The organism is Salimicrobium flavidum, assembly GCF_900156645.1.
GTDB classification, from domain to species: Bacteria; Bacillota; Bacilli; order Bacillales; family Halobacillaceae; genus Salimicrobium; species Salimicrobium flavidum.
Genome location: NZ_FTOC01000005.1, coordinates 107,790 through 121,998, shown reverse-complemented (window position 1 = coordinate 121,998; position 14,209 = coordinate 107,790). Strand labels below are relative to the sequence as shown.

Annotated in this window: 17 protein-coding genes; 7 read left to right on the top strand and 10 right to left on the bottom strand. The window is 44.7% G+C overall.

From position 1 onward, the window contains the following. Positions 1-36 precede the first annotated feature (36 nt). Positions 37-348: a metal-sulfur cluster assembly factor gene (locus BW944_RS08765; protein ID WP_076558798.1), complete on the bottom strand. Its 312-nt coding sequence runs from the start codon at positions 346-348 to the stop codon at positions 37-39. A 68-nt stretch (positions 349-416) separates the two neighbouring features. Further along, the gene (locus BW944_RS08760) at positions 417-1,181 is read right to left on the bottom strand and encodes an alpha/beta fold hydrolase (protein WP_076558796.1); all 765 of its coding nucleotides are present in this window, start codon (positions 1,179-1,181) and stop codon (positions 417-419) included. A 119-nt stretch (positions 1,182-1,300) separates the two neighbouring features. On the opposite strand from BW944_RS08760, the gene BW944_RS08755 reads away from it, so the two are divergent. Continuing rightward, on the top strand, positions 1,301-2,128 hold the full coding sequence (locus BW944_RS08755) for a Cof-type HAD-IIB family hydrolase (RefSeq protein WP_076558794.1): 828 nt from the start codon (positions 1,301-1,303) through the stop codon (positions 2,126-2,128). A 144-nt stretch (positions 2,129-2,272) separates the two neighbouring features. On the opposite strand, the gene BW944_RS08750 is transcribed toward BW944_RS08755, so the two are convergent. Then, complete coding sequence (locus BW944_RS08750) at positions 2,273-2,749, bottom strand: hypothetical protein (protein WP_084193684.1); 477 nt, start codon at positions 2,747-2,749, stop codon at positions 2,273-2,275. Positions 2,750-2,763: 14 nt separating this feature from the next. After that, entirely contained in the window at positions 2,764-3,591 is an 828-nt protein-coding gene (locus BW944_RS08745) for a DUF2785 domain-containing protein (RefSeq protein ID WP_076558792.1), read from the bottom strand. A 143-nt stretch (positions 3,592-3,734) separates the two neighbouring features. Here BW944_RS08745 and BW944_RS08740 point away from each other — a divergent pair, with 143 nt between their 5' ends. Beyond that, positions 3,735-3,998 carry a NifU N-terminal domain-containing protein gene (locus BW944_RS08740; protein ID WP_076558790.1) on the top strand — a complete coding sequence of 88 codons (264 nt, stop codon included), beginning with the start codon at positions 3,735-3,737 and terminating at the stop codon, positions 3,996-3,998. 92 nt (positions 3,999-4,090) lie between these two features. Here the strand turns inward: BW944_RS08740 and BW944_RS08735 are convergent, their stop codons facing one another. Both BW944_RS08735 and BW944_RS08730 read right to left on the bottom strand, forming a co-directional pair. Next, a complete protein-coding gene (locus BW944_RS08735) occupies positions 4,091-5,032 on the bottom strand; it encodes a BsuPI-related putative proteinase inhibitor (protein ID WP_076558788.1) in 942 nt (313 codons plus the stop codon). Positions 5,033-5,081: 49 nt separating this feature from the next. Then, entirely contained in the window at positions 5,082-5,927 is an 846-nt protein-coding gene (locus BW944_RS08730; RefSeq protein ID WP_076558786.1) for a YitT family protein, read from the bottom strand. A 139-nt stretch (positions 5,928-6,066) separates the two neighbouring features. Here BW944_RS08730 and BW944_RS08725 point away from each other — a divergent pair, with 139 nt between their 5' ends. Then, positions 6,067-6,927: a DegV family protein gene (locus BW944_RS08725; RefSeq protein WP_076558784.1), complete on the top strand. Its 861-nt coding sequence runs from the start codon at positions 6,067-6,069 to the stop codon at positions 6,925-6,927. Between the two features lie 53 nt (positions 6,928-6,980). Here BW944_RS08725 and BW944_RS08720 read toward each other — a convergent pair whose 3' ends face one another. Continuing rightward, the gene (locus BW944_RS08720; protein ID WP_076558782.1) at positions 6,981-8,393 is read right to left on the bottom strand and encodes an alpha-amylase family glycosyl hydrolase; all 1,413 of its coding nucleotides are present in this window, start codon (positions 8,391-8,393) and stop codon (positions 6,981-6,983) included. Positions 8,394-8,663: 270 nt separating this feature from the next. Here BW944_RS08720 and BW944_RS08715 point away from each other — a divergent pair, with 270 nt between their 5' ends. Genes BW944_RS08715 through BW944_RS08705 form a run of 3 tightly spaced genes read left to right on the top strand, consistent with a single transcriptional unit; the run spans position 8,664 to position 10,587 of the window. Then, positions 8,664-9,035: a GntR family transcriptional regulator gene (locus tag BW944_RS08715; protein WP_076558780.1), complete on the top strand. Its 372-nt coding sequence runs from the start codon at positions 8,664-8,666 to the stop codon at positions 9,033-9,035. Positions 9,036-9,089: 54 nt separating this feature from the next. Beyond that, positions 9,090-9,908, top strand: coding sequence for an ATP-binding cassette domain-containing protein (locus BW944_RS08710; protein ID WP_143525696.1), 819 nt, complete (start codon positions 9,090-9,092; stop codon positions 9,906-9,908). Continuing rightward, positions 9,898-10,587: a hypothetical protein gene (locus tag BW944_RS08705; RefSeq protein ID WP_076558778.1), complete on the top strand. Its 690-nt coding sequence runs from the start codon at positions 9,898-9,900 to the stop codon at positions 10,585-10,587. The genes BW944_RS08710 and BW944_RS08705 overlap by 11 nt, the downstream gene beginning before the upstream one ends. A 233-nt stretch (positions 10,588-10,820) precedes the next feature. Here the strand turns inward: BW944_RS08705 and BW944_RS08700 are convergent, their stop codons facing one another. Further along, positions 10,821-11,177: a YisL family protein gene (locus BW944_RS08700; protein WP_076558776.1), complete on the bottom strand. Its 357-nt coding sequence runs from the start codon at positions 11,175-11,177 to the stop codon at positions 10,821-10,823. A 135-nt stretch (positions 11,178-11,312) separates the two neighbouring features. Between BW944_RS08700 and BW944_RS08695 the strand changes: the two genes are divergently transcribed. Beyond that, on the top strand, positions 11,313-12,509 hold the full coding sequence (locus BW944_RS08695) for an ornithine--oxo-acid transaminase (protein ID WP_076558774.1): 1,197 nt from the start codon (positions 11,313-11,315) through the stop codon (positions 12,507-12,509). A gap of 246 nt (positions 12,510-12,755) precedes the next feature. On the opposite strand, the gene BW944_RS08690 is transcribed toward BW944_RS08695, so the two are convergent. After that, positions 12,756-13,910 carry a DUF418 domain-containing protein gene (locus BW944_RS08690; RefSeq protein WP_076558772.1) on the bottom strand — a complete coding sequence of 385 codons (1,155 nt, stop codon included), beginning with the start codon at positions 13,908-13,910 and terminating at the stop codon, positions 12,756-12,758. A 13-nt stretch (positions 13,911-13,923) separates the two neighbouring features. Next, positions 13,924-14,205 carry an HNH endonuclease gene (locus BW944_RS08685; RefSeq protein ID WP_076558770.1) on the bottom strand — a complete coding sequence of 94 codons (282 nt, stop codon included), beginning with the start codon at positions 14,203-14,205 and terminating at the stop codon, positions 13,924-13,926. Positions 14,206-14,209: the final 4 nt, after the last annotated feature.

Below are 14,209 nucleotides of genomic sequence, written 5' to 3'. Positions count from 1 at the left end.
GGGAAGCCTTTTACTATCTACTCATTTATTGAAAAATCAATCCGGGATACCCAGAGCGATTTTCGCGTAACGACTCATACGATCTTTACTCCACGGCGGGTTCCAAACGATATTCACCTGAATTTCCTCAATTTCAGGAAGATCGGATACTGCGCGTTTTACATCCTGCTCAATATGACCTGCCAGGGGACAGCCCATAGCTGTAAGCGTCATAGTCACAACCGCTTTGCCTTCCTCATCTACATCTACCCCGTAGACGAGACCAAGGTTCACGATATCAATACCGAGTTCCGGGTCAATAACATTTTCAAGTGCACCCATCGCATTTTCTTCAATTGCAGTAGTCATACTTCAACCTCCTTCTTTTCCTCTTACAAGTATTATAACGAAAAAAACATCAAACGTTAAATTTTTCGCTACAGCATTTTTTCAAGCCATTTCGTCATTTCAAGAATCGCATACCGGCTCACCTTATGATCGCGACCAGGTTCCTTTATATGACGGATAGCCTGCTTATTTTTATAATGGCCTTCTACGTCATGATAAAAATCATAGCTGTGTGTAAATGGAACGACCGGGTCTGCATCTCCGTGCCAGAAAAACAACGGTCTTTCTTTCAGCTTTTCCGGGTGCAGGGATAGATCGATAGTCGAAAGTGCATGATAGAGGCTTTCCAGCTCTTCGTCACTGACAGGAAGCTCAGCACCGCTCGCCCGCACATCTTCGATCAGCTTCTTGGAGAATGCCACCGGTTTCGGAGAGCCCATCATAACACATGATACTTTGATCCATGGATACATCGTCAAAGCTGCTGCAGTGGTAATCCCTCCCATGGAAGTTCCTCCAATTCCGAAGCGTCCATCTTTCATCAGATCTCGCATCTCCAATTCGTCATACAACACCTGCAGTTCTTTCAGGTTCTGGTAAACAATGTCCCAAAACTTCAGATTAAGCTGCTGGTGAGGCAGATCTTCTTCCCTTTCTCCGTGATAAAGACTATCCGGAAGCAGAACCCTGTACCCTTTTTCAGCAAGAAGATATGCTTGAGGTAAATTATGCTCTTTGGCCGATGTGAAGCCGTGGTAATATGTAAATACCGGTAAAGGCTTTTCCTGGTTTGCTGCTTCTACAATATGCAGCAACGGAATTCCTCTCCACGATTCACGCTGTACTGTAATCATCAGTGATATCCTTTCTTTCCTCAATTTATTCTGTTAAAATACGAATATTCTCATATAATGATAACACTCAAAAAAATCATTGGAAAGTTTTTCATATTTCCAGCAGTCGAGGTGACACTATGGAACAACATTTAATAGCACTGGATTTGGATGGAACACTTCTGACGGATGAAAAAGTGATCAGTCCAAAAACGAAAGCCGCTGTTCAGCAAGCGATACAGGACGGGCATATTGTAATCATTTCCACCGGTCGTCCGCACCGGGCAAGCATCAATTATTATCACGAACTGGGTTTAAACACCCCTATGGTGAATTTCAACGGTGCTCTCATCCATCACCCGCTGAACCACAAATGGGATGCCATCCACTCCCCTCTCCCTTTGAGAAAAGCGAAAGAAATTGTCCATATGGCCAAAGAGATGGGTGTAAAAAATATATTGGCTGAAGTGAAAGACCACGTTCATCTCCATTACCATGATGAAGAGATGATGAAGATATTCGACACGAACGAACACCCTATCACGATCGGTCCGCTATCAAGCCACTTGAAAACAGACCCTACCTCCCTCCTCATTCAACCGAAAGAAGGGGATATGGAGAAAGTGAAACAGATACGTTACGAACTCGACAAGCACGCCGAAGCAATCGATCATCGTCGTTGGGGAGCTCCGTGGCATGTCATTGAGATTGTGAGGTCCGGTCTGAACAAAGCAGTAGGAGTACACAAAATCGCCCACTACTATCATATACCTCGCGAAAGAATCATTGCATTCGGAGATGAAGACAATGATTTTGAGATGATAGACTATGCCGGCACAGGTGTCGCTATGGGAAATGCTATCAACGGCATCCAGTCTATCGCAAATGAAGTGACCGGCACCAACGAAGAAGACGGAATCGCTGACTTTTTGAACGAATACTTCCGCATCAAACCTTCGCTCCGGTGATTTTCAGTTTGTTCCGGAGTAATATCACCACGGAACCTGATCGGCTATGCCGACCAGGTTTTTTATTATTGGCTCTGTTATCATTCGCGGGCGTCTCCACCCTTCGTTCGAAAATCAACAACAGGCTTTAACAGAGCCTTACCATTAAGACAAAGCCATTTTCTTCCCTTCTACCCTTTTCCTCCATGCGGTTCCTTTCAGAAAATCGTAACTTCCTACCAGAAAAAGGCCATATATAGCATGACCTGCCAGCCAGTAGGATACAGCTTGAATATCCGTAACAGCAGGTGTCGGCTGCACAGCCAATATTGTCAGGGGTACGTACGTAGCGGCTGCCACAAGTGAAAGGAAAGCGGACAGCGCGAACCTGAACGGCGACTTTTGCTTGTTCCATCTATCGAGAAGGTAGACAAAAACAACTCCGATTGTCCAGGACACCACAAAGTGTAACAACAATTCGAGGAACGGGTTCCCCATAGCATGACGGACTACGGGAATGAAATCCACGTTTATAAGGAGGGTGTATACAGAGAGACCGGTGAGCTTTTCGATTCCATAGAGAAATGCACCAAGAGCCGCTCCTGCGATGGTTCCGATCCACATTCCGATCTTTTTCATCATTTCTCTCCCTTCTTTCAGTAAAGTTCCTGTTTTCTAAGTTCCCTTAATATTTGAAGTAAAACCTCACACATATCACCTTCATCATTCTCGAGCATCCGGAAGTACAAAGCCCTGAGTAAATGTTTACTGTTATTAATGATCAAATCCTCGGCAGGGTCTTTCCATCCTCTCCGTTTATAAAGGAAAGTCCACAACCATTCCACTTTCTCTTCTTTTTCAATTTTATCGAACATGGACATGATAGCCGTCACCATGCGTTCTTCTTCATCAAATAAGTAAGGACGGTCTATGAGGAACTGCTCCCGGATGATCGGCAGCATCCCTTTCACTTCTTCAGCCGTAATGCAGGTACATGAAGAAATGCTGTTCAACGCGTCTCCCGCATGAGCCATCGTATGGACCCAGCCTTTCCCTTTGACATGGCCTCTGTGGTCCTGTTCCTGTTTCATGTATTTCTTCAAATTATCCCAGACTCTGTGTATATTTTCTTCAGATAGAAAGGAAGATTGTGAATGTTTAGCCAGAATCGGTGACATCAGTAAAACAGAATAACTGCGTCGAAATACAGCATCCTCTTCCTGTTTCGATGTATTTATTCTATAGAAAAGATAGTTTTTGTTCATCAATGATGTAAGCATATTTCTTAGCTGCTGCTCTGAATATTTACCTTGGTTTATAAACGTCGATAAAATATCATGAATAAGATCGACACGCAGATATGGGTCGATGGCTCCTATATTTTGAAGCATCACCGTAGTGATCTCCTGTTGATTTATTCGCTCAGGGAGTTCATAATCATTTTCTTTGATATCTTCGAGTGATTCTTTCAGACGTGTCTGCATTCTTCTTCCCCCTTGTCACTCAAAAAGTGGTTTCATTGTACCATAAGCTTCTGTTATGAAAAGAATGTTTTGTTTCTTTCGTTTTTCTCCCGCTTATTTTCTGCTAAAATGAATGAGTAGAAAGGTAAGAGGAGGTTTTTGAAATGGGTATAGTTGTAGAAGAAACACCAAATCCGAACGCAAGAAAATTCACGACGGATTCCCGTATTTTCCCCGGGGATGGCAGCGTATCTGTCATGCCGGGACAGACAAGCGAATATCCGATCATGAACGAACTGATGGAACTTGAAGGAGTCGATAACGTATTCGGTTTTCAGAATTTCATCACTATCAATAAAAAACCGGAAGCAGACTGGGATCAGCTCACACCGAAAGTGGAAGCTGCTATTTCAGAAGCCGGGTACTAAAAAAACCTTGAGGCAGTTTAACTGCTTCAAGGTTTTTTCGTTCTTCCACCGCATGGATGATTCCGTTTATATTGATCCAATTGCAACTTTTCTTATTCCCCTCCGAATTGTTCGAGAGGTACATAATTGATATTTGTCGGTTCCCCGTCTTTTGCACTGTTCTCATACAGCATAAGGGTCAATGTTCCAAAGTCAGGAAGGTCAGATTCAGGAATTGAAATATCCAGTTCAAATGAAGACCAGCTCGGAGCACCGGAGTCCACCTGAACAGGTGTTTCCGGAACCAGTTCATTATGCCCATCTTCTACACGATAAAGGAATGTCCCTTCAAATACCCGCGCCTCTCCGGAAACAGTATATTCCCCGTTTTCACCGGAAAGTTCAAGGTTACGGAAAGCGTCATTTCCTTCGATCGAAGTCGTTTCCTCAGATTGATCTGAAGATTCTTTACCAGTGGTGTCCTCATTCTCTGTGTTGTTATTGGTCTCTTCCCCGGAGTCGCTCTCCCCATTTGTTTCATTTCCGGACTCTTTTGAAGCTTCTATTGTAAAACTTGTAGTAGATTCGAAGTCACGATCACTAACATCTTCGCCATTGATGGTGTCTACAGGAAAAGAAACTATCGCTTCATATTCCCCAGGCTCTACGTTCTCTTCCCACATAGCAGCATTTTCCATCATCCCTCCGGCTTCGAGTTCCTTTGTCGTCTGCTCTTGGGTAAAAGAACGATCTGCCGAATACGTATAGACATTCTCCCCGTTTTCATCAGTTATGTGAATATCAAATTGCTGTCCGGAAGCAAAGCCGAGCTCTACTGCTTCCTCCCCTTCATTCGTGAGGGAAAAACTGATATTCGCTTTTTTGTTCTCTGTTTCCACTTCACTTTCAGCGGTCAAATTATCAGCCAGACTTGCAACATCTGTCGTTTGTTCCTGCTCACTGTCATTCGCCTGAGTCTCTGTCTCTTCATCTGTTCCACAGGCTGTCAGTACAACCAGGCCGACCATTAAAATCAAACTCAACCATTTTCTCATATAAATATCCCCCTTTAGGATTAGTATACACTTTTAGCGTACAACAAATTCATTCTTTACGGAAGAAGCCAAATACACCAGTTGTCTGGACAATATTGGTAAATGCACGTTCATCCACGTCATGGATGATGTGTTGCAGATCGTAAAGTTCATACCGGGAAATGACCATCACCAGCATATTTTTATCTTCCCCTGTGAAGGCTCCGCGCGCCGGTAATGTCGTGATTCCCCGGACCACCTGAGAATGGATCGCTTCCTCCATTTCTTTGGCTTTCGAGGTGATGATCATTGCCGTCAATTTCTCATGACGTGTATGGATCGCATCAATCACACGAGTCGTAACATATAGGGTCAAAAGTGTGTACAATGCGTTCTCCGGTGCATAAATAAGACCGGCTACCGCTATGATAGCACTGTTTATTATAAGGAAATAGGTACCAATCGGACGGTCCCTCATACGGGACAATATCATGGCTATGATATCAAGCCCACCCGTAGAGGCCCCCCATTTAAGAGTTATACCTACACCTACACCACCCAGGACTCCTCCAAAAACAGCATTCAGAATGATATCCTCAGACAATTGGACGAGTGGGATAATCTCAAGAAATAATGTAATGAAAGCAACGGAGACAGCACTGTATATCGTGAATCCCTTACCGACTTTAATCCAACCCAATATAGCTACCGGAATATTCAACACGAACAGGAGAATACCCGTAGTGATAAAATGAATATCAAGAAAATCCTGTATGATGCTCGTCAAAAGCTGAGCGACCCCGGTAAAACCACTGGCGTAAACGTTCGCTTCGATGAGAAACAAGTTCAGACTCAGAGCATTCAATAGTGCACCGATAATAACAACAACGATCCGCTTCGTTTCGAAAGTAAACATGACGTTCCCCCCTATGTATTTTCATTATAATTCTTTTTTCCTGAAATGGATATACTTCCATATGGTATACTTTGACTAACTAACATCTTGGACATACACTTAAAACTAGAACAAATACTAATAGAATGAAGGTGAAATCATGACCGTTCAAATCATTTGTGACTCAGCGAGCGACCTCTCCGAAGCAACACTTACAGAGTATGGGGTGGAGTGCGTTTCATTGAAGGTACTTTTAAAAGGTAAAGAGTACGAAGACGGTAAAAATATTTCCCCGAAAGAAGTCTATGACGCCATGCGTGACGGAGAAGCACCCAAAACTTCTCAGGTGACAGGACAGGTTTTCCGCGATCTCTTCAAAGAAAAAATTGCAGCGGGACAGCCTTTTCTCTATGTCGCTTTCTCCTCCGAACTCTCCGGTACATACCAGGCTGCAAAAGTCGTGGAGCAGGAATTGAAAGAAGAGCACCCCGATGCTCGGTTCGATGTCATCGACACCAAAGCAGCATCTCTCGGATATGGACTGATTGTACTCAGAACGGCGGAAAAAAGCCGGGAAGGAGCCACTCTCGAGGAATTGAAGGAACTCGCCTCCTACCACTCCACCCACATGGAACATCTATTTACCGTCGATGACCTCGAGTATTTACACCGTGGCGGCCGGGTAAGTAAAACTCAGGCTTTTGTAGGGAGCTTACTCAAGATCAAACCCCTTCTTCATGTAGAAGAGGGCAAACTCGTTCCCCTGGAAAAGGTCAGAGGGCAGAAAAAAGTGTTTAAGCGAATGGTCGAACTAATGGAAGAACGGGGGAAGGATATCGAAAATCAGCGTATCGCCATCAGTCATGGTGATAGTCTCGAAACCGCTGAACACCTCTCCTCTTTGATCAAAGAAAGATTCTCTCCGAAGTCGATTCATGTAGACATGGTGGGGTCTGTAGTCGGTGCTCATGCAGGACCAGGTACGATTGCACTATTTTTCCTGAATGGCGAATATAGATGAGAGCAGACCTCATGGATATATAATATCGAATGAAAATCAACGAACACTGTAAATCAGTGTTCGTTTTTTTTACTTCTTCTGTTTTTCACCGTGATTACTGCTACAAATATAACGAATAAGGAAAGGACGCCTCCGACGAATCCAATGAAGAACCAGTTCAATCCCGCATTGTCTTCCACAACGAATACATCAGCGGTCTCCCTCTCAAGCACCACCGGATAATCCCCGTCATCGGATTGGCGAAGGAGACCATCATGCATAAGTCCTCGCAACTGTTTCCCGTCCTGAAGCGATACATCAGCCGTTCTCGTCTCTTCCGAGTTGTTTACAGCCATAAGCATTGTTTCGCTTCCTTGCATCTGATATACAGCCATACCGTCTTCTTTATAGAGTTGCTGTTTTTCTCCTTCGACAAGCGCAGGGAACTCTGATCTCATCGAATTCAATTTCTCTAGTCGCTGATTCATTTCTTCATCCGAACCGCCGAAATTCATCATCGGAAGGTTCCCGATTCCCGGTTTTTCTCCCATGGGAATCGAAGTTCCATACATTACTACAGGGACATCCTGATCCGCATACAGTTGGCTAAGGGCAAGTTGCCATCTCGTAATCGGATTCGATCCTGATGCTTCCGCCATTGTTGTAAATCGCTTCGTATCGCGGAAGTCCACAGAACTGGCAGAAACTTCCGCTTCTCCAGTCTCAAGCGTCCCGATCTCACCGGCATTCGCAAAAGCCTCCGCAATATCTTTCTGATATGATTCATCATACCAGATATCAAATCCGGCTTCGCTATAGGAAGCATCGTTTCCTTTACCGAGAAATACAGCATCTTCCGTACTGGTTGTTACCGTGTTCCAAAATTCCGGACTCGCTTTTTCCACTTCAGGGAAGCCGAAACCATCCAGCCCGGCTTCTTCTGTCCAGTAGGAAAGTATCTTTATAATCTCCTCCTGCACTTCATCTTTCTCTGTATTCACCGAAGCTTCCCCATTTTCCGGAGGAGCTGTCCATCCCTCTTCTGTCCATTCATGATTTTCATCGACACTCGTCAGCGGCATATCCATGATGACCTTTATACCTTCCGCATGAGCCGCTTCTACGAGCGCATGAACATCCTCCATCGTACCAAGGTGTTCATCCACAGTCCGATAATCCTCCACCTGATAACCCTCAAAGTCTGAGGAACTCATCAATGGGGAGAGCCAGATCGTCGTAAACCCTAGATCTCTGATATGATCCATCCGCTCGATGACCCCCTGGATATCGCCACCGTGATATCCGTCTCCTTCATTGGTCTGAAGATTCATATCGTTGGCTGTATCTCCATTCATAAAACGATCGACCGTTATATAATAAATGCTTTCGCCTTTCCAGCTCTCCTTCTCTTCTGCCACTGCCTGTCCCGGAAGTATACAAAAAAGAAGAGACGAAAGGATGATGAACAGTCCTGGCACCTTTTTCATCTTCCGACCCTCCTGCATTTTTCACTCATTCTTTAAGGTTATCCTCCCCATCCCTATACCGTCAACTATTTATTCAGGGTTCACTAATTTGTACTAATGTTGGATTGGAAATGGAAAACCCTTATCTTCCATTATTCAGAAAACAGGCCCATCAATAAGTTTCCTTTTAATCCGGTCTTTAAAGTTGACCAATATGAATAACCCATATATACTTATATATAACTATATAACCATATAAGAGGAAGGTGTGAAGAAAATGGTGAGCCACCATTGACACATTTCGATGAAAACAAGCCTATTTTTCTTCAGGTGAAAGAACGGATTGAAGATCAGATCGTCAACGATCAATTGAAAGATGAGGAACAGATCCCCTCTACCACTCAGCTTGTCCAAATCTATAAGATCAACCATCTCACCATTTCCAAAGGAATAAATCTTCTGGTAGAAAAAGGGGTCATTTTCAAAAAAAGAGGAGTAGGTATGTTTGTGGCTGCAGGGGCAAAACAGAAGCTTCTCGAGGAACGCAAAGAAACTTTCATGGACGAATATGTTCTTCCCATGCTCGAAGAGGCGGATAAACTCGGGATTTCTCGCGGAGAACTGGAATCTATGCTAAAGGGGAGGAAAAATGATGAATTTTGATATAGTAATGGAAAACTTGAACGTACGCTTCAAAAAAATACAGCGCTCAATAATATAACCCTTACACTTCCCGAGAAGAAAATTTATGGTCTGATCGGAAGAAACGGGGCTGGGAAATCCACTCTCCTTGCCATAATCGCTTCGTTTCAACGACCGACCGAAGGCTCTTTAACCCTCGGTGGAGAATCCCCTTATGAAAATGAAACGCTCATGCCACACGTCAGTTTTTCATATGAAAAAGATTATAGTGAAGAGACGGCCACTGTCACAAGCCTTATCAAAACTGCTGAAAAGTATCGCCCTTACTTCGACCTCAATTATGCCGAAGAACTGATGGACCGCTTCAATCTCCCTCGCAAACGGCCAATGAAGAAATTATCCAAAGGGATGCAATCTATGGTCACGGTCATTATCGGTCTGGCAAGCCGGGCACCGATCAGTATATTCGATGAATCCTACTCCGGGATGGATGCCCCGGCGCGCGAAATATTTTATGAAGAAATCATCAAAGAATACGAAACGCACCCGCGCACGTTCATACTTTCCACTCACCTCGTTTCCGAGATGGATCATCTATTCGAAGATGTCATCTTTCTCCATGAAGGAAGGATAATGATTCATGAATCGATGGAGTCTATCACGGAAAAAGCGGTATTTGTGCACGGACGGAAAGAGAATGTGCTCGCATGGAGCAACGACAAAAAAGTGTTGGATCAGAAAAGCTTCGGTCCCACTCTCACTGCTCTTTTGCTTCACGCCCCATCCCGAGAGGAAAGAAAGCAGGCTGAACAGTCAGGTCTCGACATATCACCCGCTTCCTTGCAGGACCTGTTCATCCATATGACAAAGGAGGAAAACGCCCATGTCGAATAAACGAAAGGTCGCTTTTGATATCTTCCGTTTTCAATTTCAATGGTCCTTTTATTTTCTTGTCACCCTTCTGACGATTTATATCGTATTTCAAGCGTTCCTGCCACCTATAGAACTCGGCTATGACACTTTTTTCAGCTTTTTATGCCAGTCGGCTAAAATTTTCAGTCTGATCGTCGGTATTGTAGCTGGAGGAATGTTCTTCTCGCCCTTCGTAAGACAAGGTGTTACAAGAAAATCGGCATTTACAGGAAATATGATTGCTGCTGTTCTTCTCTCTTTGTTTCTCATGATAATCATCACTTCTCTCACAGTAATAGAAATGTTGATCTTCGGTTCCCCGTCTCCAGTCTTCGGATTGCTTCCGAGCGTACTGGTGATGATTCTACATGTTTTCATTTACTACATGGCTGGGTGGATGATCACTACCGGCTACCTGAGATTCGGTGGATTCGGAATAGCTGCCTACATCCTTCTCGCGCTATTGATTACTATGGTTACCGATACGATCGGAGGGACGCCAGCAGAGAACTCCCTTTTCGGTGATCTTATCAATGTAACTGACGGAGAATTGATTCCTTACGTAACAATAGTCGTTCTATTGAGCATTGTGACAGCGATTATTCTCTGGATTGGCAAACGGACCGTCGCCGTCGCCCACGCCCCGATCAAATTGAAATGACCGGGTTCTATACAGACGGGATAAGACAAGCGACTTTCAGGGCAAATCGGATGTATTTCAAAAAATTCATTGACTTTATAATTGAGAATGATTATCATTACAAGTGAGGGTGAAACCTCGTCATATCCTGAAACATAGTCGAATGGCACCCCCCCCCGTGCCTGACCCCCTTATCACAATAGAAAAAGGAGTGTTCCGTTGATTCGGAACACTCCTTTTTCGTCAGTTCAGTTTTACGGTAAAATACCCATCGGCAGTACGACAAAACCGAGAAAGATAGCTAACAGTACAGAAACAGCAAGTTGCCCCCACCAAATACCGGTAGCCTTCCCTTTTTTCTTCTTAACAGCTATCATTTCCATAGCCGCGATCACCCATAGACCCGTAAGAAGTTTGATGATGACTCCCGGACCGTAATTCGTGTAAGAAGCAAACAGATCTCCACCGGAATAAAGAATGAGCAGGTAATCCAAACGCATAATCATATGAGTTATTTTTGATGCTTTTGTACTTCCTTTGTTCATGAACATCATCGTCAATGCAAGCAGAATCAATGCAAGCACCCATGATGTAATATGTAAGTGTGTCATTTCTCCACCCTCCTTTTCTACTTCTATCCTATCACTTCTTTTCTGGTGTGACTAACGAAAAATGTATGAAGAAATAAGAAGCGAAACCTGTTATAATGAGAAAGAATTGTCGAAAAGTTTTGAAGGAGGTTTTCTATGTCTCGCAACAGCCAACAAATCATCAACCAAACCCAGGAATACGGTGCTAAAAACTATCACCCGCTTCCTGTAGTCATTGCAAAAGCAGAAGGCGTATGGGTCACAGACCCTGAAGGCAACCGTTATATGGATATGCTCAGCGCTTACTCAGCTTTGAACCAGGGGCATCGCCACCCTAAAATCATCCAGGCCCTCAAAGATCAGGCAGACCGTGTAACTCTCACATCCCGTGCCTTTCATAACGATCAGCTCGGCCCTTGGTATGAAAAGATCTGTAAAATTACGAATAAAGAAATGGCACTCCCTATGAACACCGGAGCGGAAGCTGTCGAAACAGCGATCAAAGCAGCACGCCGCTGGGCTTATGATGTCAAAGGAGTGGCGGAAGACCAGGCTGAAATCATCGCCTGCACCGGTAACTTCCACGGTCGTACTATGACCCCGGTTTCCCTTTCTTCAGAAGAAGAGAACAAACGTGGCTTCGGTCCGACGCTTCCAGGCATTAAAATTGTGCCTTATGGCGATATTGATGCCCTGCGTGAAGCTATTACCGAAAATACAGCGGCCTTCCTTCTCGAACCTATCCAGGGAGAAGCAGGAATCGTCATGCCTCCGGAAGGATTTCTCAAAGAAGCTTCCGAGCTTTGTCATCAGGAAAACGTTCTGTTCATCGCTGATGAAATCCAATCCGGACTCGCCAGAACCGGAAAAATGTTCGCCTGTGACTGGGAAAACGTGAACCCGGATATGCTTATCCTCGGGAAAGCACTCGGAGGAGGCGTCTTCCCGATCTCCTGTGTCGTTTCCAATAAAGACATACTCGGCGTGTTCAACCCTGGTTCTCACGGCTCCACTTTCGGTGGAAACCCGCTTGCCTCCGCTGTCTCACTTGCATCCTTACAGGTGCTTGAAGATGAGAACCTTGCCGATCGCTCCCTGAAACTGGGGAATCATATGATGAAAGAATTGAAAACCATTGATAATCCTGTCATCAAAGAAGTGCGAGGCAAAGGACTATTCATCGGCGTAGAATTGAACGAGCCTGCGCGTGAATACTGCGAACGGATGAAGGAAAAAGGACTTCTCTGTAAAGAAACGCATGAAAACGTGATTCGTTTCGCCCCTCCTCTGATCATCTCGGAAGAGGATCTGGACTGGGCTATTGCTAAGATCAAAGAAGTGTTTAGCGCATAATTTTTCATAGAACTCTGTTAAAGCCTTTGGTTGATTTTGGAACGAAGGATGGAGACACCTGTGGAATTGAGCATGGGAGGAAAATCACCCATATCGAGCAGAGGAAGATGCGGGAAGTTTCCGCCATGCCCGAAGCAAGCTTCCCTCCGTAGAGATAAAAATCAACGATGCACGATAACAGAGCCTTTCATAAAAAAAGAAAAGATGATCCCGTTTATCAAATAGGGATCATCTTTTTTTGTACCCTTACACTTTCCTTTTATACGTAGCGCTTCTCCATACCCATTCCAGTGGACCATATCGATATTTTTGGAGCCACCACCTGCTGATTATAATCTGCAGAGTAAAGATGATCACAACGAAAGCTGTGCTTTGAAGTGGAGTCACCTCTCCGTATAAACCGAAGCCGACCGAATAGAAGGCGAAAAAGCTGACAATAGATTGGAGAATATAGTTGGTAAGCGACATTCGACCTACCCACCTGAGAGGCCGCACGACTTTTTTAGCTGTGGTTTTATATAAAAGCGTGATGGAAAGCACATAAAATACAGCGGATGCAGAACCCCCGATATTATCCTGAGCCATATCGAACCATTCGGGCGTCCCGAAAAAGTAGGGACCAAGCTTGAATAAGAAAAACAATACCCCCGTCACGCTCCACCACTTCCATATCACCACTTCATGGTTTTCCGGTTCATGGAGCCACCGCTTCCTGGCTATATACATTCCGAATAACATCATCGGAAGCATACTCATAATAAGAAACGGCCAATTTCCAAGACTGTTCGTATACCACCAGTCCGCGTTGTTTTGAGACCAAATATCCAAGAGCGATCCATTTCCGTAGTTGGCCATCGCCGCTTCTATACCTTCTCTGTTCACGGACCCCAGTCCATAATTTCTAGCAGCATAGAGCATCAGGGTGAACGGCACCGTTACCGCGGCAAGAAGGCCATAAGCAAACAGGAGAAGCGTCCTGTCCTTTCTTTTCATGAATAGCAGAAGCAGCGCACCAAGCACACTATAGGTAAGTAATATATCTCCGTGCCAGATGACGAAGGCGTGGATCACTCCGAACAGAAACAGGACGAATAGCCTTCGTGCCAACACCTGTTCATACGCCACTCCTCGTGAAGTAAGGCGATCTTTCATCATTTGCAGACCGAACCCGAACATAAGGGCGAACAAAGTATAGAAACTGGCCTGAAAAAAGATATCGATCACCGCCCGAACCGCTTCACTCGTCTCAGAAGGGAAATATTCCTCCCCTCCTCCATAGAGGAAAAACGGGGCATTGAACGCGGGAACGTTCACCATGAAAATGCCGAATATCGCAAGACCTCTCACGGTATCTATCCACTCCAAGCGCTCCTGTTCCTGTATCGGATTTCCCTTCGGCATTATGATTCCCCCATTATTTTCTTCTATTAGCCTTTCTCGTCGTTATACGCTTAGCGGGGTCCTGTTTTTGTACCCACTTCAAATATTTCTTCATATCAGGATGATCCTGGATTCTTTCGAGCCGATTATAAAATCGGGCCAGCTCCCGGTTGGAAAACAGGGCGTGGATCTGACGATGACAGGGAGAGCATAGCTGAGCCGTCGGTCCCTGGGCGCCCCCATGTTGTCTTGGAACGAGATGATGTTCCGTGGTTTTTACCGGATAACGCCAGCATAACTCACAAATGTCCTCCATCCCT